Origin of the sequence: Flagellimonas flava (assembly GCF_050617915.1) — a bacterium.
GTDB classification, from domain to species: domain Bacteria; phylum Bacteroidota; class Bacteroidia; order Flavobacteriales; family Flavobacteriaceae; genus Flagellimonas; species Flagellimonas flava_A.
This window is the reverse complement of the sequence record NZ_JBODQE010000003.1, coordinates 342,415-361,663: the sequence shown is the minus strand read 5'-3', so window position 1 is coordinate 361,663 and position 19,249 is coordinate 342,415. Positions and strand designations below refer to the sequence as shown.

The 19,249-nt window shown below is 42.8% G+C and carries 17 protein-coding genes; 5 read left to right on the top strand and 12 right to left on the bottom strand.

The genetic code is table 11. The features are described 5' to 3' along the window. The first annotated feature begins 101 nt into the window (after positions 1–101). Positions 102–998, top strand: coding sequence for a metallophosphoesterase (locus ACRHOZ_RS10235; protein ID WP_431125291.1), 897 nt, complete (start codon positions 102–104; stop codon positions 996–998). A gap of 8 nt (positions 999–1,006) precedes the next feature. Here the strand turns inward: ACRHOZ_RS10235 and ACRHOZ_RS10230 are convergent, their stop codons facing one another. Next, positions 1,007–2,272, bottom strand: a complete 1,266-nt coding sequence (locus tag ACRHOZ_RS10230) for an aminotransferase class V-fold PLP-dependent enzyme (RefSeq protein ID WP_431125289.1) — start codon at positions 2,270–2,272, stop codon at positions 1,007–1,009. Positions 2,273–2,481: 209 nt separating this feature from the next. Between ACRHOZ_RS10230 and ACRHOZ_RS10225 the strand changes: the two genes are divergently transcribed. Next, a complete protein-coding gene (locus tag ACRHOZ_RS10225; RefSeq protein WP_422349226.1) occupies positions 2,482–3,123 on the top strand; it encodes a hypothetical protein in 642 nt (213 codons plus the stop codon). A 95-nt stretch (positions 3,124–3,218) separates the two neighbouring features. Here ACRHOZ_RS10225 and ACRHOZ_RS10220 read toward each other — a convergent pair whose 3' ends face one another. Both ACRHOZ_RS10220 and ACRHOZ_RS10215 read right to left on the bottom strand, forming a co-directional pair. Further along, a complete protein-coding gene (locus tag ACRHOZ_RS10220) occupies positions 3,219–5,387 on the bottom strand; it encodes an acylase (protein WP_431125286.1) in 2,169 nt (722 codons plus the stop codon). Between the two features lie 31 nt (positions 5,388–5,418). Further along, a complete protein-coding gene (locus ACRHOZ_RS10215; protein WP_431125284.1) occupies positions 5,419–6,474 on the bottom strand; it encodes a TPM domain-containing protein in 1,056 nt (351 codons plus the stop codon). 128 nt (positions 6,475–6,602) lie between these two features. Between ACRHOZ_RS10215 and ACRHOZ_RS10210 the strand changes: the two genes are divergently transcribed. Continuing rightward, positions 6,603–8,339: an ABC transporter ATP-binding protein gene (locus tag ACRHOZ_RS10210; RefSeq protein WP_431125282.1), complete on the top strand. Its 1,737-nt coding sequence runs from the start codon at positions 6,603–6,605 to the stop codon at positions 8,337–8,339. 95 nt (positions 8,340–8,434) lie between these two features. Here ACRHOZ_RS10210 and ACRHOZ_RS10205 read toward each other — a convergent pair whose 3' ends face one another. The 7 genes from ACRHOZ_RS10205 to trmB all read right to left on the bottom strand — a co-directional run bounded on the left by ACRHOZ_RS10205 (position 8,435) and on the right by trmB (position 13,351). After that, the gene (locus ACRHOZ_RS10205; RefSeq protein ID WP_422349230.1) at positions 8,435–8,767 is read right to left on the bottom strand and encodes a ferredoxin; all 333 of its coding nucleotides are present in this window, start codon (positions 8,765–8,767) and stop codon (positions 8,435–8,437) included. 2 nt (positions 8,768–8,769) lie between these two features. Then, positions 8,770–9,828: an NAD(P)/FAD-dependent oxidoreductase gene (locus ACRHOZ_RS10200; RefSeq protein ID WP_431125280.1), complete on the bottom strand. Its 1,059-nt coding sequence runs from the start codon at positions 9,826–9,828 to the stop codon at positions 8,770–8,772. 70 nt (positions 9,829–9,898) lie between these two features. Then, positions 9,899–10,138, bottom strand: coding sequence for a NifU family protein (locus ACRHOZ_RS10195; protein ID WP_422349232.1), 240 nt, complete (start codon positions 10,136–10,138; stop codon positions 9,899–9,901). A gap of 2 nt (positions 10,139–10,140) precedes the next feature. Continuing rightward, a complete protein-coding gene (locus ACRHOZ_RS10190; protein ID WP_431125277.1) occupies positions 10,141–11,280 on the bottom strand; it encodes a P-loop NTPase in 1,140 nt (379 codons plus the stop codon). Positions 11,281–11,624: 344 nt separating this feature from the next. Continuing rightward, positions 11,625–11,951 (bottom strand): MGMT family protein, encoded by a 327-nt coding sequence (locus ACRHOZ_RS10185; protein WP_431125667.1) that lies wholly within the window; start codon positions 11,949–11,951, stop codon positions 11,625–11,627. Positions 11,952–12,049: 98 nt separating this feature from the next. Then, positions 12,050–12,679: a LysE family transporter gene (locus tag ACRHOZ_RS10180; RefSeq protein WP_420401043.1), complete on the bottom strand. Its 630-nt coding sequence runs from the start codon at positions 12,677–12,679 to the stop codon at positions 12,050–12,052. A gap of 3 nt (positions 12,680–12,682) precedes the next feature. Further along, positions 12,683–13,351, bottom strand: a complete 669-nt coding sequence (gene trmB / locus ACRHOZ_RS10175) for a tRNA (guanosine(46)-N7)-methyltransferase TrmB (protein ID WP_431125275.1) — start codon at positions 13,349–13,351, stop codon at positions 12,683–12,685. 79 nt (positions 13,352–13,430) lie between these two features. Here trmB and ACRHOZ_RS10170 point away from each other — a divergent pair, with 79 nt between their 5' ends. After that, the gene (locus ACRHOZ_RS10170; RefSeq protein WP_431125273.1) at positions 13,431–14,543 is read left to right on the top strand and encodes a glycosyltransferase; all 1,113 of its coding nucleotides are present in this window, start codon (positions 13,431–13,433) and stop codon (positions 14,541–14,543) included. On the opposite strand, the gene ACRHOZ_RS10165 is transcribed toward ACRHOZ_RS10170, so the two are convergent. Continuing rightward, entirely contained in the window at positions 14,468–15,523 is a 1,056-nt protein-coding gene (locus ACRHOZ_RS10165) for a sensor histidine kinase (protein WP_431125271.1), read from the bottom strand. The two genes, ACRHOZ_RS10170 and ACRHOZ_RS10165, sit on opposite strands and share 76 nt — an antisense overlap. Then, positions 15,523–16,209 carry a response regulator transcription factor gene (locus tag ACRHOZ_RS10160; protein WP_420401047.1) on the bottom strand — a complete coding sequence of 229 codons (687 nt, stop codon included), beginning with the start codon at positions 16,207–16,209 and terminating at the stop codon, positions 15,523–15,525. The genes ACRHOZ_RS10165 and ACRHOZ_RS10160 overlap by 1 nt, the downstream gene beginning before the upstream one ends. Positions 16,210–16,390: 181 nt before the next feature. Here ACRHOZ_RS10160 and ACRHOZ_RS10155 point away from each other — a divergent pair, with 181 nt between their 5' ends. Next, a complete protein-coding gene (locus ACRHOZ_RS10155; RefSeq protein ID WP_431125269.1) occupies positions 16,391–19,249 on the top strand; it encodes a TonB-dependent receptor domain-containing protein in 2,859 nt (952 codons plus the stop codon).

Sequence of the window (19,249 nt, the reverse complement as noted above, 5' to 3'; positions counted from 1 at the left end):
AGTTTTGGAATGTAAAGTTACAAAAAGTAAAAATGCCCCTCTGTTAAGGGATTCTTTATGTTATTGTTCCCTTTTTTTGGATATTTAAGGAAATTTGACCCATGTCCTCAAGAACTAGGCTAAACAGGGCGTACAAAAATGCCAAAACCATCCCTTTTGATGATACCTCCAAGTTCATCTTTTTTAGTGATTGCCATAGGGGGGACAACAGTTTTGCCGACGATTTTGCCAACAATAGGAACATCTACTTCCATGCGCTGAACCATTACTACCAACAAGGGTTTCAGTACTGTGAATTGGGAGATGGGGACGAGCTCTGGGAAAACTTGCATTTTGAGGTCATTTTTGAGGCCCATAAGAATGTGTACCAGCTCCTTAGACAATTCCATTTGGAAAACCGACTGCACATGGTTTGGGGCAACCACGATATGGTGTACAAGCAAAAGAATTATGTGGACAAGCACCTTTCCAGCTATTTTGAACCTATCGAGGACAAGGACAAGGAGCTTTTTGAAGGAATCACCTATCACGAAGCCCTGGTTCTAAAACACAGGCAGACCCAGCAGGAGCTCTTTTGCACCCATGGTCATCAAGCCGATTGGTGGAACTATGTTTGCTGGCGGTTTGGACGCTTTTTGGTTCGAATCTTATGGAAACCTCTACAAGTAGTGGGCATTCATGACCCTACCAGTCCAGCAAAAAACTACAAAGAGCTGATTCGTATTGAAAAAAGGATCAAACGCTGGATTTTGGAAAACAACCTCAGGATTACTATTGCCGGGCACACCCACAGACCCCGTTTCCCAGAACCTGGCCAAATTCCATTTTTCAACGATGGGAGTTGCGTTCACCCTAGGAGTATTACTGGTATTGAAATTGAGGAAGGGAAAATTTCCTTGATCAAGTGGCAAATTGCCACCAAACCTGATGGTACGCTACAAATTGTTCGGGTTTTATTGGAAGGTCCAGAGAAATTGGTGGATTACATAGATCAATAGTCAATGTGCTAGGCTCGCTTGGCCAAGGTTTTCATTGCGCTTGTAAAAGTGTCCAATTCCTTTGTGGTGGTATAAATATTTGGAGTTATTCGGCAACCATGCACATTGGATTCATCTATGGCCACAGTCCAAACCCCAAACTCTTCCAGTAAGATTGTTGCCAATTCCTTTGGAGGGAAGTGGGCAATTCCAACATTGCCAATGCCACAACACCTCTTGTCCTCCACAGGTGTGTTGACAATGACATTGGGAACGTCTCTTAATGCATCGCTCCAATACTTTTGCAGGTAGCGAAGTCGGTTTTCTTTACGTTGGATTCCGATAACATTCATATAGTCCAGAGCCGCGTTGATCGCCAGGTAAATATGTACAGGGTTGGTTCCCGTGTGGTTTAGTCGAAGGATATCCTGAGACTCCGTTTTATGTTCAGCCAAAAGCGGCCATATTTTGGGGATTCTTTTTGGCGCTACGTGCAATAAACCAACCCCTAAGGGCGCGTTCAACCACTTGTGCAGGCTGGAACCATAATAATCGCAGCCCAATTCCGAAATGTTGACCTCAATATGTCCCACGGCATGGGCACCATCCACCATCACCTCCACCCCATGACGATGTGCCATTTCGCAAATCTTTTTTATGGGCAGGACATGCCCCGTTATATTGATCATATGACAAACCATGAGCAGTTTGGTTCTTGGCGTGATCTGCGATTCATACAATGCTACAAGCTCCTCATCCGATTTGGGGTGGTTGGGTACGGAAACCTCTTTGCATACCACTCCGTATCGGTCTCGTATCATATAAAAATGATCGCGCATGGATCCATAATCTTGAACCGCAAAAATGGCCTCATCTCCTTCTTTCCAAGGAAATCCTCCTATAATTAAATCCAAGGATTCAGTCGCATTTCTGGTAATGACCAAGGTTTCTGGACTGCATCCCACGAATTTTGCCAATCGCGCGGTAACCTTTTCCTTATTTTCCCATTGCACGGTGCGCATATAGTACGACCCCTCGTAGTTTACCATTTGTGTATACTGGTGCTGCTGTTCCATGATGGGTTTTGGGGTGATACAGTAATACCCGTTTTCCAAATTGATATAGTCTGGTTTTAGGTCAAAATCCTGCCGAATGCGCTCCCAAAAGTCCTCACTACTACCACTGGGATATGGTGGTAATTCAGAGGTCATTTCTTGACCATTGGCAGACATAGGCACTAAAGGAACAGCCACGGCCGCTTGACCCAAACGCTTTAAAAATTGTCTTTTTTTCATCACTTAAGGGTTGAAAAGGTTGTATAACACCTTGCTAATGAATCAATTTACGATTTTTAACCTTTAAAATAAACCTAAGAGGCCAACCACATTTCAGAATTATGGGTTGAAGTTGACATACATCGAAATATCCCCACATTTAACAGCGATTTACCAACTATTTGGCAGGGTATTTGTTAACTTTAAGAAAAGTTATCGACCAAGTTGCTATGAAAAAATTGGTTTTTTTCTGTTCTTTTTTTGTCTTTGGGTTCCTCATGGTCAGTGCCCAAGGGGATATTCCTACGACCAAACCGCTCAAAATTGGTGAACGCAACAATTTGGATATTTTACCTAGTAATCAAGGTACCTCTCTCAGGATTCCTTCCGTTTTGGATGAGAGTTTAACATCCAAAAACGATAAGCCTGGAGTTAAAATGCTCCCAGATCGTGAATTGGTGCAGGCCGGTCATGACCTTAAACTTAGTCCCAACATCGGAGAAAAGGAAAAAAAGGGTTCCAAGGAACATTTTGGCGACCAATATTTAGGCGATATAAAGACCAAGGCCAAATTTGTGGGCATTGTATGCCGCGATCACGAATATGTGGACGGCGATCGTATTAAAATTCTGTTGAACGGTGAAATCGTGGAATACAATATGCTACTTTCCGGTTCCTTCAAAGGAGTCAATATTGATTTAATTGAAGGCTTTAATAGGTTGGATTTTGTGGCCCTCAATCAGGGGTCTTCCGGACCCAATACGGCCCAAGTGGTCGTTGCAGATGAAAAGGGGGAGGTGATTCACAACAATCGTTGGAACCTATCCACAGGATCTACTGCCAGTCTTATTGTGATCAAAGAAGAAGAGTAACCTTAAGCTCAAGTTCAAAAATCAAACTCAAGCTCAAAATTCAGGTTCAAGGCACGTCTTGATTCTTGTTTCTTTTATCTCGTATCTTACCAACCCTAAGGTTTTTCCCCTGGTTTATATGTGCTTACGGCCCTTTGCAGTACATCCTCCTTGTAGTAGGCCGCATCCTTAAAATTCATATCGGCATAAGGTTGCGCCTGATCATCAAAATGTGGTGAGTCGGGATCTCCACTCTGTCCACCTGCCAACATAGTCTTGGCTTTGACTTTATCCCCAAATTCCACAACCGCCACAAAGCTATTGCCTCGGGTGCCATAGATTTTCTTGGTGTTGTTATCATATCTGGCACCGTATGCCGCCAGGGCGCCCCATCTCCCACTGGCAAATCCGATTGGGATACTGGCTTTGGCATCATCAAAAGCCTGTCTGATATCTCCATTCAGGCGCTGATATCTATTTACCTCGCCCCATGGGGTGTTCCAAGTGCCAAAATCACTATTCAAACGTTCCACAGTTTCTTGAAACAGCTTCAACTTTTCCTCATCCGGGGAGTCAGAACCCCAATGTTGTACCAACTGCATGGCATATAGTCCTTCAGGTCTTTCTGCTTTTTGGTAGCACAAGGTTCCATAATAATGGGACAGGGTCATCCCTACAGATGTCTCGGAAGTTTTGAAATCCCATTGTCGTAAAACTTCAATAGGTTCTTTCAATGTAGGATGTGGGTTGGCATCATAGGCCTTGATCAATCCGGGAATCAATGCTTCAAAAGCTGGCAAATGCGGATCATGGGCCAGTTCAATTAAATTATCCAAGGTAAATCCACTTCTATCCGTTAATAAATCAATGGCATGGACACCCCTAAAGTTTTCCTGGTCCCGAGACATATAATTAGGATAGTCACTTCTTTGGGGACTGTTTTCCAGAGCTGCCGTATACGGTGTGGAATTACAGTTTTGAATCCACCCATTGTCCGGATTCAGCACCAAAATGTTTTCATCCACGGTATGTAAACCCTTCCAATCGGTTTTGGGGTTGCTACCGTCCACAGGTTTGGTAAAATCATAAATGGTATCCCTTTTTGGGATAAAATTTCCGTGGAAATACGCAATATTCCCCTCTGCATCGGCATAAACAGTATTGTTGCTGGAATTGGTTCGGATGTCCATCATCTTTCTAAACCCATCATAGCCATTTTGCTTGGTGCGAATGTAGGATTGTTCCAATGCTTTTACGGGTTCCCACATCATGGCCGAAGCCGTCCATTGACCATCCACTGCGTGCGTAATGGGTCCGTGGTGGGTGCGGTACATAGGAAAGGACTTCTCTTTCATCCGATTCCCTTCCTTGTATTTTAGAACGACTTCCGTTTTGGTAACTGGTCGTAATTCTTCCCCGTATTGATAGAACAAATTCCCATCGTTCTGAACAATCGTTTCCTTGAATTCATCCATCACATCAGTATAGGTAGAGGTATGCATCCAACCCGTTTTTTCATTGAAACCTTGGTACACAAAGAATTGTCCCCAAGTTACAGCACCGTAGGCATTGAGTCCTTCCTCACTTACCACATGTACTTCGCCTCTAAAATAAAATGAGGTATGGGGGTTGATCAACAGTAAGGCATTCCCGGACTCCGTTAGATCTCCAGAGATAGCAATTCCATTAGATCCTTGGGGTTCTGCCATTTCTTCTTTCTTCTGTATCTCCAATTGCTCCATCTTTGGCAATTCCATTCCGCTTTCGTAAAAGGCTTTTATTTTTTGGATGGAAATCCGTTCTATATCGCCCCCAATAGATCCCTCACTGAAATACATGGGCATCCAGGGTTCAAAATGGGAAATTACTCGAGGTTTTACTTCTGGGTGGGTATGCAGATAATAGTTGATGCCATCTGCAAAGGCATTGCACAATTCCTTGAGCCATTCTGGACTTTGTTCATAGTTTTGAATTGCTTCTTCCTTGGTCATAAATAATCGGGCGCGTAGGTCGCTGTACAGGGCTGTCTCACCCTCAACTTCCGCTAGTCTCCCCGTGGCCCAGATGTAATTTTGCTCTACACGGTTAAAGTCATCTTCACATTGCGCATACAGTAGTCCAAATACAGCATCAGCATCTGTTTTGCCGTAAATGTGGGGCACTCCAAAATCATCCCGAATTATGGTGACATTTTCCGCCTGGGCTTTCCATTTTTTAATCTCTGGGGATTGTTCCTGCCCGCAGGATAGCAATAAAACCAAAGTTCCTAAAAGAAGTGTTCTCATAATTTAATGTTGTGTCAAACTTGACTTGCTGTTACCAACTTCCACTGGCGCCACCGCCCCCTGAGCTGCCTCCTCCCCCTGAAAAGCTACTGGAACTTCCAAAGGAAGACCCAGAACTGGATCCAAAGGAATGGGAGCCAGATGACGAAAATGTCTTCCTCATATAGGTTGGGTCGTTCTTGTACAAGGAAAGTTTAAACTCCTCCTTGCCCTTAAACAGTATCTTGAGCAACGCCAGTGCCAATGTAAGAAGAAAAAAGCCTCCGATAATCCAATACACCCAAGATAAATCATCCAACAAATTTTCATGTTCCTCCCAATGGATTCCCATATCGAAAATCATAGTGGCAAAAAACAAAGGCATACCAACAAACACCGAGGCAAACAACATGGGAATCATCCCAAAAAGCACCATGAAAATCCCTTGTAACAGACCCAATTTTCCAATCATCATGCCCCGAAACATTTCCACAATCCCTGTATAAGACCTGTAAAAAAGAAAACCTCCTGCAGCAACAAATATGGATAAAAATAGACCCATGAAGAGCTTTACCCAGCCATTGATATCTCCTTCCGAAGCTATTTCCTGCTTAAATTCCTCAAGAGCCTCTGGTTCATTCAAAAAGGTGATGATTTGATTCGTAGCAAGATCTATCCCAGTAAAATAGTTCTCCATTTTAAACTCGGGTATCATGGTATTTCTAATAATCCTTGAGGCAACGGCATCGGTAATGTAAGGCTCCAATCCATAACCCACTTCAATTCTAACCTGGCGGTCATTTTTTGCAAAGACGATCAGAATGCCATTATCCTTATCTTTTTGGCCCAGTTTGTTCCGATTGAAAGTTCCGTAGGCGTATTCCTCAATGGTTTCGTATCCCAATTCCTCAATGGTCAATACCACCAACTGATGGCTCGTCTCTGATTCAAAGTTGGTGAGCTTAGCCTTTAGTCCCTCAATTTCCTGAGATGTAAAAATTCCTGCACTATCCGTAACAATCTGATTGAGTTCCAGATAATTTTGCTGGGCAGAACAACACAGGGAAACAAAGAAAATTAGCCCTATCATGGTGTGTTTCAATGCCATAAATACGTACTTGAAATATTTAAATATACTATATGTTCAGCGGTTAAGAGCTTTGGCGTTAATTCTTTTTTAACGCTTTAAGATACTGGTACAAATTCAGTTAACTTGCATTGACTTTAATTCTTAAAATGTCAGATAAAAAAGTAAGTATCCTCACCGCTTTCAAGACCATCATTTGGCCCAAGCGGAATCTGGTTTTCATTGGATTGCTTTTGATTGCACTCAGCAAAGCGGCCAGTTTTGTAGCGCCCATTGCTTCCAAGTATTTGATAGATGATGTCATTGTCAATAAAGATATTGATATGCTCAAGTACCTTGTTGCAGGGGTGATGTTGGCCATTTTTGTGCAATCCGTAACCTCATTTTTATTGACGCGCATCTTAAGCGTGCAGGCGCAATATTTGATCAGTGAGTTGAGGGCCCAGGTTCAAAAAAAGGTCTTGGCTCTTCCCATCCGATTTTTTGATAATACCAAATCAGGGGCATTGGTTTCGCGTATCATGTCCGACGTTGAGGGGGTACGAAACCTTGTTGGAACAGGGTTGGTACAATTGGTTGGTGGTGTGATCACAGCTGTTGTTTCTTTGATTCTTCTATTGGATATCGATGTCTATATGACCTTGTTCACTTTTATTCCGCTTATCATCTTTGCAGTCATCGCCTTAAAGGCATTTAAAATCATTCGACCCATTTTTAGGGATCGAGGAAAAATAAATGCCGAAGTAAAAGGTCGACTCACGGAAACTTTGGGGGGTATTAGGGTCATTAAGGGATTTAATGCAGAAAATCAAGAGCATGAAGTTTTTGAAGCCGGAGTAGATCGCTTGTACCAAAATGTGAAGAAGAGTTTGACCACAACGGCCTTTATGACCAGTTCCTCTACCTTTTTGTTGGGAGTGGCCACCACCAGCGTAATGGGTTTTGGCGGGTATAAAATTATTGAAGGCACCCTAACCATAGGTCAATTTGTAGAATTTACGGTGCTGTTGGGATTGATGATCGCGCCCATAGTTCAAATGAGCAATATTGGAAGTCAATTGACCGAGGCCCTGGCAGGCTTAGATCGCACCGAAGAGCTCATGAATACCGACGAGGAATCCCAGCTTGGGCAAAGGGTGATTCAACTGGGGTCAATAGTTGGTCACATGAATTTTAGAAATGTGTCCTTTTCCTATGAAGAGGAGAAGGAGGTTTTGCACAATATTAGTTTTGAGGTGAAACCTGGACAGGTCATTGCCTTGGTGGGCAGTTCGGGTTCTGGTAAGTCGACTATAGCTGGGCTGGCGGCCAGTTTTCTGAATCCAGATTCAGGAACCATTACCATAGATGGAAAGGTTTTGTCCAAAGTAGACCTTACAAGTTTTAGGCAACACTTAGGGGTTGTTCTCCAAGACGATTTTTTGTTCGAGGGCACCATTCGGGAAAACATTCTTTTTCCAAGACCCAACGCTGCTGAATCTGATCTGCAAAATGCCGTTAAAGCAGCCTATGTGGATGAATTTACCGATCGTTTTGATGAAGGCTTGGATACCCTCATTGGGGAACGCGGCGTAAAACTCTCTGGAGGGCAGCGGCAGCGTATTGCCATTGCCAGAGCCGTGTTGGCCGACCCGAAAATTTTGATTTTGGACGAGGCCACTTCCAGCTTGGACACCGAATCCGAAGCCTTGATCCAAAAAAGTTTGGCAGAGCTTACCAAAGGAAGAACCACATTTGTGATTGCCCACCGTTTGAGCACTATTCGAAAAGCGGATCAGATTTTAGTGATAGAGAACGGACATATCATGGAACAAGGCACCCACGAAGAACTTATTGCTGCGGAAGGAAGGTATTACAACCTCTTTACCTATCAAGCTAGAATTTGAAATAAGATTTTAGACCCAAGACCGCATCGCTTTTAGACCAAAGACTGAATGCGGAAATGTTTAATTACCTACAAAAACAAATAAAATGATTGGAGCTATGCTTCCTCGGGGGCGAGTTCTACCTCCAAACCTTCAAGTTCCGGGGTAATATGGATTTGACATCCCAATCGGCTGTTGTCCTCTACAAAGAAGGCCTCCGCCAACATGGCATCTTCGTCATCTGATTTTTCAGGTAAATCGTGATCCGATTTTACATAGCATTGGCATGAGGCACACATGGCCATTCCTCCGCAAATACCAATGGTTCCTTCCGGAGCAAGTTCGTAGGAGCGAACCACTTCCATAAGGTTCATGTTCATATCTGTTGGAGCGTCTACCTCGTGCAGTACTCCATCTCGATCAGTAATCTTAATCTTAATATCTGACATTCTTATTCAATAGCTTTGACAACCGCCTTTGGTGCTTCTTTTTTACTTCCATCAAAACCTGTAACGCCACCCACCGTGGTATATTTCATTACATACTTTTTATCTGGATAAATCCTCTGATAAGCACTCTGGCACATTAGGGTAGCCTCATGGAATCCGCATAAAATTAATTTGAGCTTTCCCGGATAGGTATTGATATCCCCGATAGCATAGATTCCAGGAATGTTGGTCTGGTAATCCAAGGTGTTGTCCACTTTAATGGCATTTTTCTCAATTTCCAATCCCCATTCCGAAATAGGGCCCAATTTAGGGGAAAGTCCAAAAAGGGGAATAAAATTATCCACCGCTAGTTCAATTTCTTCTGAATTATCAGTTTTTCTAACAACTACCCCATTCAATCTGTCATCACCTCGCAGTTCAATCACTTCAGCTGGGGTTATCAAATTGATTTTTCCCTGATTTTTTAATTGCTGTACTTTTTCCACGGAATCCAGGGCGCCTCTAAATTCATTACGTCTATGGACGAGGGTAACTTCGGATGCCACATCTGCCAAGAAAATGGACCAGTCCAATGCCGAATCGCCACCTCCTGCAATCAACACCTTTTTGTCCCGATAAACCTCCGGTTCCTTGATCATATAGGCAACGCCATTATCCTCAAATTTTGAAAGATTTTCCAATAGGGGTTTTCGGGGTTCAAAGCTTCCCAATCCACCAGCTATGGCTACCACTGGTGCATTATGTTGGGTTCCTTTATTGGTAGTGACCACAAATGTGCCGTCATCCAGTTTCTCAATTTTGTCCGCCCTTTCACCTAGGGTAAATCCAGGCTGAAACGGCGCGATTTGGTCCATAAGATTATCCACCAATTCTCCGGCCAACACCTCTGGAAAGCCCGGAATATCATAAATGGGTTTTTTGGGATAAATTTCCGCGCATTGCCCCCCTGGCTGCGGAAGCGCATCAATCAAATGGCATTTAAGTTGTAACAAGCCTGCTTCAAAAACAGTAAAAAGACCCGTAGGTCCAGCCCCAATAATCAATATATCGGTTTTAATCATTCAGTAATGGTATTTGGATATCCGTGCAACTTAGGGTTTAGGGAAGAGAAGAAACATGACTTCTATCAGCTTAGCCTACATTAATGACTTCCTCAATCTGCGGGGCATACTTTTTAATGGTCATTTCCACACCACTTTTCAAGGTCATTTGGTTGACACTGCAACCTATGCAATTTCCTTCAAGCTTCACCTTCACCAAACTATCATTGTCTATGGAAATCAACGAAATATCACCCCCATCACTTTGCAAGAACGGTCTTATCTCGTCCAAAGCTTTTTCAACGTTGTTTTTTATTTCTTCCGATGTCATGCTCATTTCTTTTTAACGGCAGCACAACCCGCCATTGTTGTAATCTTGATTGCTTCTGTGGGTGGAAGATCGGTGTTCCTACTCACTAATTCCCGTACCACATTTTTTGTCAATTCCTCAAAGGATTCCTCTATTGGCGTAGCCGTCTGCATCGCTGCGGGTCTTCCAACATCACCTGCTTCCCGAATACTTTGAACCAAGGGAATCTCCCCTAGAAACTTGACATCCAAGTCTTCTGCCAAATTCTTGGCACCATTCTTACCAAAGATATGATATTTGTTATTAGGGAGCTCGGCAGGGGTAAAGTAGGCCATATTTTCCACGATTCCCAGTACAGGTACATTGATGGCCTCTTGTTGGAACATCGCCACTCCTTTTCTAGCATCGGCAAGTGCAATTTCTTGTGGCGTACTTACCACAACCGCACCAGTGACTGGAAGCGATTGCATGATACTTAAATGTATGTCCCCTGTTCCCGGAGGGAGGTCCAAGAGCAGAAAATCCAACTCGCCCCAGTGGGCATCAAAAATCATTTGGTTCAACGCTTTGGACGCCATGGGACCTCGCCATATCACAGCTTGGTTGGGCTGGGTAAAAAAGCCGATTGACAAAAGCTTGACCCCGTAATTTTCTATGGGTTTCATCTTGTTCTTGCCATCAACATTTATGGAAAGTGGTTTTTCCGTGGCCACATCAAACATAATAGGCATGGAAGGCCCATAAATATCCGTATCCAAAAGCCCCACCTTGAATCCCATTTTGGCCAATGTCACGGCCAAATTAGCGGTAACAGTGGATTTTCCAACACCTCCTTTGCCAGAGGCTACCGCAATTATGTTCTGGATTCCGGGAATTGGATTCCCTTTAATTTGATTGACCTTGGGTTTAGCAGGGGCATCAACCTTTAGGTTGATTTTAATTTTAGCCTTTTCATAAACCTCTTTATGAATGGTCTTCAGTATCTCTACCTCCGTTTTCTTTCTTGCCTGAAGACTTGGGTTCTTTATGGTGACATCTACCTCTACCTCATCACCAAAAACCTGGACATTGGTAACGGCACCACTCTCCACCAGATTCTGTCCCTCTCCAGGAGCAGATATCAGTTCCAAAGCCTTAAGTATGTCCGCTTTTTTCAACTTCATTGCTCTTATTTTGATTGCAGTCGCTTAAACTGATTCTAAATTACAAAGATACGCCATGGCGCTTAGACTAAGAAGTTTGCACATTGAAATTAAAGATGGTGGAATAGGTAGGATTAATAGCTGATGGGAAATGATAAATTGAAAGTGGAAAATGGGAAGTGGAAAATGAAAAGTGGAAAACGCGTGATGGGTGATGGGTGAAATCCAAATTCAGCAGTCAAAAATCAACATTTGTATTTTGAGCTTGAGTTTGCACTTGAACTTGGTTTACGAAAAGGGCAAAATGGTGAAGGGTAATGTCCGTGTTTTGGATGTTAATTGTTAACTGTAAATTGCTATTTGAATCAGAGCAGTTCCTTGGCTGGATCCCAAAAGTGCTTTTGAAACTCCACGATTTGGTTGTCCTTGACCTCCACGCCTTCATTCTCCAAAAGTTGTTGCATAAGGTTGGTTCCATCAAAATGCTGTTTTCCTGTAAGTACCCCAACTCGGTTTACCACTCTATGCGCAGGAACACCTTTGGCTCCAGAGTTGTTCATGGCCCAACCCACCATGCGAGCACTACGGGCAGCTCCTAAGTATTTGGCGATAGCCCCGTAGGATGTTACCCTTCCGTAAGGAATCAGCCTGGCTACTTCATATACTTTGTCAAAAAAGTTTTTCTCTTCCATCATTATTACGATCAATATTCAAATGGTTTGACACAAATTACACAAACCTTGACAATGGTTTAGAAGGTCCAATGCAACCACCAAAGGGAAATATGGTGCTACTTGTAAAAAATCCTAAACAAGGTAATCACTAATAAAACCAACATTAAGGCGCTGAGAATATAATTGGAGTTCCTTGAAAAGCGGTTGGTTTTGCGTTCCAATTTATTAAAATAGAAGGTATACAAATAGAGAACGGAAAAAGTTCCTGTCCCTGCTGCCAAAACAAAGGTCACAATGTCGGCGGCTTCAAACTTGATCCAGCCAGCCTCGTTCCACATCGCATTAAGGCCACTATAGTAGGGGATGGTCAACAGATTAAGTGCAGCCAATAGTATCCCTTTAAAAAAGCTGTTCTTTTTGCTCAGGTTGACATCCGTGAGCTGTTGCTCTTTTTTTCTTTTGGCCACTACAAAAAAGTAAATCGCAAAAAAGGCAAAGACAAGAATGGCAATCTTTAAAAGTATGTCAATTACCTCGGGGTTTCGATATAAAAACTTGGAAATTAATACGGCTATATACGCCTGAACCATGATCATGGAAGAAACGCCCAGACTAAAAATAACCCCGTTCAACTTTCCTTTTTCAACACTGGTCTTGGCCGCGTTCATATTGAGCAAACCAGGAGGTACCGTTGCCATGAATGCCGCCGAAAAAGTGGCAAAGAAAAGAATAAGTATATGCGTCATTGGTTAGTTGATCCTAAATTGGATGTAGGTTATTGGCTTTCCTTTTTCAAGATACTGATTTTCATAGAATGTTTGAATTTCAGTTACCTCTGCAGGACTCCCTGCATTTTTGTAAACATCGTGGTTGGAATATACAATTTCGTGCCCAAGACCCTTTAAAAGTCCCAAGGTATAACCATGCATAAACTCGCTATCCGTCTTTAGGTTCAATAGTCCTCCAGGCCTCAAAATTTGCTCGTATTTCTTTAAAAATTCCGGGTTGGTCATGCGATGCTTGGTTCGCTTATATTTGATTTGCGGGTCTGGAAATGTAATCCAAATTTCGTCCACTTCACGTGCTCCAAATAGTTGATCCACCAATTCAATTTGGGTGCGTAGGAAGGCCACATTTTGTATTTCTTCTTGAATCGCTGTTTTGGCACCTCGCCAAAAACGCGCCCCCTTTATGTCAATCCCAATAAAGTTTTTGTTCGGATTTCGCTTAGCCAGTTCAACAGTGTATTCTCCCTTTCCACAACCCAATTCCAATACAATTGGATTGTCATTTTTAAAAAAGGATGTCCACTTTCCCTTCCATCCAAATCCCTCCAAAATTTCGTCCCTAGTGGGTTGGATTACGTTGGAAAAAGTCTCGTTTTCCCTAAAGCGTTTCAGTTTGTTTTTACTTCCCACGGTACGTTTGGGTAAAATTTAATGTTTTGGCAAAACTAAGGAAATCCAAAGGCAAATTAAGTTTCATTTTTTTGTATTCATGCAAAGTTCCAAACGTATTTTGGTGGCCCCGCTCAATTGGGGACTTGGCCATGCCACAAGATGCATTCCCATAATCAATGCGTTATTGGCTGAAGGACATCAACCTTATATAGCTTCAGACGGTGTAGCCCTGGCTTTGTTACAAAAGGAGTTCCCTAATTTACCCGCTTTTGCCCTGCCCTCCTACAACATTACCTATGCCGAAAAAGGGAAGAATTTCAAAATTAAAATGATATGGGATTCCCCCAAGGTCATCAAGGCTATGGCAAAGGAGAAAAAAGCCGTGAAAAAATTGGTAAAAGAACACGGGTTGGATGGAATTATTTCGGACAATCGTATGGGGGCCTACTTTAAAAAGGTGCCTTGTGTTTTTATTACCCATCAGCTTAACGTGCTGTCCGGGAACACTACCTGGATGAGCACCAAAGCCCATCAGAAAGTCATTAAAAAGTTTGATGCGTGCTGGGTTCCCGATGTAAAAGGCAAACCGAATCTTACCGGAAAATTGGGACACTTAAAAAAGGAGAAGTTCAACATGGCCTATTTAGGCCCTTTGAGTCGGTTTGAGAAAATGGAAACGGAAATGAAGTATGATCTTATGGTTCTTCTCTCCGGCCCTGAGCCCCAACGCTCATTTTTAGAGGAAAAAATCTTGAATGAACTTCAAGGTTTTGAAGGCAGGGTGTTATTTGTCAAGGGTAAAATTGAATCTGTCCAGATCAAAGAGGAAATCCATACCCAAAAAGGTGTGATTAGCTTGTTCAATTTTATGCAGAGCAACGAATTGCAAATTGCCCTGAACCAAAGTGAAAAAGTGTTATGTAGGTCAGGTTATACCACCGTGATGGATTTGGCCAAACTGGAAAAAAAGGCCTTCTTTATTCCCACTCCCGGACAATACGAGCAGGTTTATTTAGCCAAACGCTTGCAAAAACAGCAATTGGCCCCGAGCTGCACCCAGGATGATTTTAGATTGGAAATGCTAAATCAAATCGAAGATTTTGAAGGGTTGAATCGATTTGAGACTTCAGTGAATTATTCCGAACTCTTTAGCGTTTTTTCCAAGGTAAAGGAAAACTCGGAACCTACCTCAACTTCACTTTCCACATAAATTTTTTCGTCATGCGCCTCAATGATGTGCTTTACGATGGAGAGGCCAAGTCCTGAACCGCCCTCGCTCCGACTTCCACTCTGGTCCACGCGATAAAACCGTTCAAATAGTCTGGGAATATGCTGTTTGGGGATTCCTTCCCCGTTATCAGTAACTCGAATGATGACCTTGTTTTTGATCAAGTTCTCCACGCTCACCTCCGTGGTTCCATTGGGGTGACCATATTTAATGGAATTGACCAATAAATTGCTCACCACTTGCTGGATTTTCTCCTTATCCGCATTCACAAAAATGGGCTCGGTATATTCCATATCAAAAGTGAGTGTTATCTCTTTTTGGGCCGCCTTCATTTCCAAAAGATCAAACACATTTTGAATGAGTTCGATAATATCAAAATCCTCCCGTTCCAGTTTTAAATCTCCTACCTCCAACTTGGTGATAAGATCCAAATCCTTAACAATGTAGATCAATCTTTCCACTCCCTTATTGGCACGGGTCAAGTATTTTTCCCTGATTTTTTTGTCGTTCATGGCGCCATCCAAAAGCGTAAGGATGTAACCTTGCACTGTAAACAGGGGGGTTTTCAATTCGTGGGAGACGTTCCCCAAGAAATCTTTGCGATATTCTTCCCTAATTTTTAAGGTATCGATCTCGATTTTCTTGTCCTGGGCAAACTTTTCAATCTCCTGGGTGAGGGTTTTCATGCTGGTGGTCACGGGTTTGGATGAGAAGGAAGTGGACTCCAATAAGGACACATCATCGTAGATTTTCTTGATTCTACGGTAAATAAATCGCTCCACCCTTATCTGTATAATGGAAAAGCATACCACAAAGCACAACAGCGCAAAGAGAACTGTGGGTAACCAGCTAAATTGATTTGAATAATAAAGAATCCCCCCGAACAGCAATGTGAGCACTGGGGTAATCAGCAGCGAGGATTTTATGGCAAAGGTGAATGATTTCCTGAGTTGTACGGCCATTATAGGACAAACTTATACCCTACGCCCTTAACGGTTTTAAAGTGCTCATCCCCAATTTTTCCACGTAGCTTTCTTATATGTACATCTATGGTTCTACCGCCAACAACCACTTCATTGCCCCAGACCTTATCCAAAATCACTTCCCTTTTGAACACCTTACTTGGTTTGGAGGTTAAAAGTGACAGTAGTTCAAATTCCTTTCTTGGGAGAATGATCTCTTCCCCTTTATTGATGATCTTGTATTCCTCCCGATTGATAATGATGTTGCCCACCTTGACAATGTCCTCGGTTTCGGCTTTTTCCTCTTTCAACCTTCTTAGAAGAGCTTTTACCTTACTTACCAAAACTTTTGGTTTGATGGGCTTGGTAATGTAGTCGTCCGCTCCTGCATCAAAACCAGCCACTTGGGAGTAATCTTCCCCACGAGCCGTCAAAAAGGTGATAATGGTGTTTTCCAGTCCTGGGGTATTGCGGATTATCTCGCAGGCCTCAATACCATCCATCTCAGGCATCATTACATCCAAAATGATGAGATGTGGGTTTTTCTTTTTGGCCTTGGCCACCCCTTCCACACCGTTTTTGGCGGTAAAGACTTCGTACCCTTCAGCAGCAAGATTATAGCTCACAATTTCCAGGATATCTGGCTCATCATCAACGAGTAATATCTTAATGTCCTTGGTTTTCATGGGATGGTATTTAATATGTTATTCATCCAAATGTAAAGATAATACTATAACCGCATAAATGCTTAACGTTCATTTAATGTGGTAACATTATTGTAACAATTTTCAAAAAAACACTTAACACGCGGGTAACATCGCTTTTACAGCACAGGTCTTTCTTTGCGCCATCTAGATTTAATACCTAATGAAATATATTTTATTGATTTTCACACTGTTTGTAGGATTACAAATTAGTGCGCAAGAGACCACGGGAAGCATCGTGGGTAAATTAACAGACAAAGAATTAAATAACGAGCCACTTGCCTTTGCAAATGTGCTAATTAAAGGTACAACTCAAGGTACCACATCCGATTTTGATGGGCTTTATGAGATTTCTGGAATCGAGCCAGGAACTTACACAGTAATATTCAGTTATCTGGGGTACGAAACGGTTGAAATCCCCAATGTTGAAATTATAGCGGACAAAGTAACCAATATTGATGTCCCTATGAGTGCATCTGCTGGCCTGGCCTTGGATGAAGTGGTGGTAACCACCGTTGCGCGTCAGGATTCTGAGGCCGCGTTGCTTTTAGATCAGAAAAGAGCGGTGGAAATAAAAACTTCCATAGGGGCGCAAGAATTGGCCAGAAAAGGTGTTGGTGATGTGGCCACAGCCGTTTCCAAAGTCACAGGAGTTTCCAAGCAAGAAGGTTCTGGAAACGTTTTTGTTAGAGGTTTGGGCGACCGATACAATGTAACCACTTTGAATGGTCTTCCACTTCCATCCAACGATCCTTCCAGAAAGAACATCGATTTGGGCATTTTTGGTACAAGCATTGTCCAATCCATCGGTATTGATAAGACCTATAGTATAAATAACTATGGAGATTTTGCCGGTGCGAACATAGATATTGTTTCCAAAGACTATAACGGATCTGGTTTCTTGGAAGTAGGATTGCAATCTGGAATTAACACCGTTGCTGCCGGAGAGGATTTCTACTTAAACGAAGGTCCTAATTACTCTGGGTTCTACAATACAAATTCGCCAGAGTTTCCTTTGAACAACTACAACTTTACCACAAGCTGGGATCGTGAAGATGGTGGAACTCCCGCAAACATTGGCGGCTCCATAAGAGGTGGGAACAGTTTTAATATCGGTGAAAATACACGTATCAATTTCTTCGCAACCGGGTCATTCAGTAATAGGTTCCAATACAGGGAAGGGATTAACAATGGGGGGGTAAACATTGGTACGGCACTGCCCAACTCCGAGTACGATTACGTGGGTTATCGATATTCCACCAATACCACCGCAATGGGTAATGTGGGATTAAGGCACAAAGACCACTCAATTAAGTACAACTATTTGTTCCTTAACACCTCAACCCAAAGACAGGACGAGTTTGAGGGAATCATAGACCGTGAAGATGACGCGCCCCAAGGAGGTGGTTTTGTTCAGCGTGCCACTTTTGAAAGAAATACGTTGTTTGTCCACCAATTATTGGGCGAACATGGATTTGGAAATCGCTTTGATGTAAACTGGGGAGCAGCCTATAACTTTTTGGCCAACAAAGTGCCGGACAGGAGACAAAACACCGTTCTTCCGGATAACAATAGTGAACCTGACGGGCCAAAATCTTTCCGTTTGGTTTCCGCAGCATCCAGTAATCACCGTTTTTTCCAAGATTTGGACGAGGAGGAGATTTCCGGGAACCTGGCCCTTACCTATAAGTTCAAGGCCAACGAGGATGATGACTTTGACGGTAAGTTAACTTTGGGATATAGTGGAAGGTTCAAAGATGTGGATTTTGAGGCAGAGCAGTTCAACTTCCAAATTTTGCTTAGGGATTCCAATAACAATCCTATTGATCAACCTTTGGTGGACCCTAGAAACATTGATGCTTACTTCAATCAGGAAAACCTTGTCAATGGGCTGTATCAAATAAGAACATTTAGAGGGCCTCTTTCCTTTGCAGGTGCATTGGAGCCCCAGTTCTATAATGGTAGTCAAGACATCCATGCCGGTTACTTCAATTTCGAATATAAGGTGAGTGACAAATTCACCATGCTTGCCGGGATTCGAGGAGAACAGATTAACCAATCCATCAATTGGAGCACGGTAATCCAGGGGGAAGGCAGCAATGAATTGGACAACTTTGAGGTACTGCCTTCTGTTTCCTTTAAATATGCCCTTAACGAGAAACAAAACTTAAGATTGGCTGCAAGTAAGACCTACACGCTGCCCCAATTTAAGGAAAGAGCACCTTTCTTGTTTCAAGAAGAGGTCAACCAGGATTCCTTTGGTAATCCAGATTTGCAAAGTTCCACCAACTACAATTTTGATGTTCGATGGGAATTGTTCCCATCCGCCAGTGAGGTGGTTTCTTTAACGGCTTTTGGTCGTTTCATCCAGGACCCTATCAACCAAATCACGGTAGCATCCGCTGCCAATGACATCAGTTGGGCCAATACTGGGGACAATGCAACTGCCATAGGAGCTGAACTTGAAGTGCGAAAGCAACTTTTCGAAATAGAAAAAGAAACCGCGGACAACATCCTTTCTGAGAGCCTTACAGTTGGTGCCAATTTCTCCTATTTGAACACCAACCAAAAATTGGATCCCGATAAAATTGCGGAAGAAACCACATTTACGGTAAGACCCACTTTTACAGAAACCAAGTTAAGTGGAGCATCTGACTTTATCGTAAATGCCGATGTAAGCTACTTTACTGAATTGCGGGAGGATAGAAATTTCCAGGCCACCATGGCGTTCAATTACTTTTCGGAGCGGGTATTTGCCCTTGGTTCAGAAGGTAGGGGCAACCTTATTGATAGAGGTGTTCCCACTTTGGATTTGGTGACCAAATTTCAGTTGAACAAGCATTTGACCTTTGGCCTGAACGCCAAGAACCTTTTGGATCCATCCGTGGAACGCTACCAAGACAATGCCAGTGGCAATATAGATCCCATTTTCGTAGAACGTGGTGTGTTGGAGGAAGAGGTAGACATCCTTACGTATAAAAAAGGAATCGATTTGAGGTTATCCATGACCTATAGATTCTAA

Coding starts and splice junctions, on each gene's coding strand:
- ACRHOZ_RS10235 (WP_431125291.1), top strand. CDS start 102: ATGTCCTCAAGAACTAGGCTAAACAGGGCGTACAAAAATGCCAAAACC.
- ACRHOZ_RS10230 (WP_431125289.1), bottom strand. CDS start 2,272: ATGAAAAAAAGACAATTTTTAAAGCGTTTGGGTCAAGCGGCCGTGGCT.
- ACRHOZ_RS10225 (WP_422349226.1), top strand. CDS start 2,482: ATGAAAAAATTGGTTTTTTTCTGTTCTTTTTTTGTCTTTGGGTTCCTC.
- ACRHOZ_RS10220 (WP_431125286.1), bottom strand. CDS start 5,387: ATGAGAACACTTCTTTTAGGAACTTTGGTTTTATTGCTATCCTGCGGG.
- ACRHOZ_RS10215 (WP_431125284.1), bottom strand. CDS start 6,474: ATGGCATTGAAACACACCATGATAGGGCTAATTTTCTTTGTTTCCCTG.
- ACRHOZ_RS10210 (WP_431125282.1), top strand. CDS start 6,603: ATGTCAGATAAAAAAGTAAGTATCCTCACCGCTTTCAAGACCATCATT.
- ACRHOZ_RS10205 (WP_422349230.1), bottom strand. CDS start 8,767: ATGTCAGATATTAAGATTAAGATTACTGATCGAGATGGAGTACTGCAC.
- ACRHOZ_RS10200 (WP_431125280.1), bottom strand. CDS start 9,828: ATGATTAAAACCGATATATTGATTATTGGGGCTGGACCTACGGGTCTT.
- ACRHOZ_RS10195 (WP_422349232.1), bottom strand. CDS start 10,138: ATGACATCGGAAGAAATAAAAAACAACGTTGAAAAAGCTTTGGACGAG.
- ACRHOZ_RS10190 (WP_431125277.1), bottom strand. CDS start 11,280: ATGAAGTTGAAAAAAGCGGACATACTTAAGGCTTTGGAACTGATATCT.
- ACRHOZ_RS10185 (WP_431125667.1), bottom strand. CDS start 11,951: ATGGAAGAGAAAAACTTTTTTGACAAAGTATATGAAGTAGCCAGGCTG.
- ACRHOZ_RS10180 (WP_420401043.1), bottom strand. CDS start 12,679: ATGACGCATATACTTATTCTTTTCTTTGCCACTTTTTCGGCGGCATTC.
- ACRHOZ_RS10170 (WP_431125273.1), top strand. CDS start 13,431: ATGCAAAGTTCCAAACGTATTTTGGTGGCCCCGCTCAATTGGGGACTT.
- ACRHOZ_RS10165 (WP_431125271.1), bottom strand. CDS start 15,523: ATGGCCGTACAACTCAGGAAATCATTCACCTTTGCCATAAAATCCTCG.
- ACRHOZ_RS10160 (WP_420401047.1), bottom strand. CDS start 16,209: ATGAAAACCAAGGACATTAAGATATTACTCGTTGATGATGAGCCAGAT.
- ACRHOZ_RS10155 (WP_431125269.1), top strand. CDS start 16,391: ATGAAATATATTTTATTGATTTTCACACTGTTTGTAGGATTACAAATT.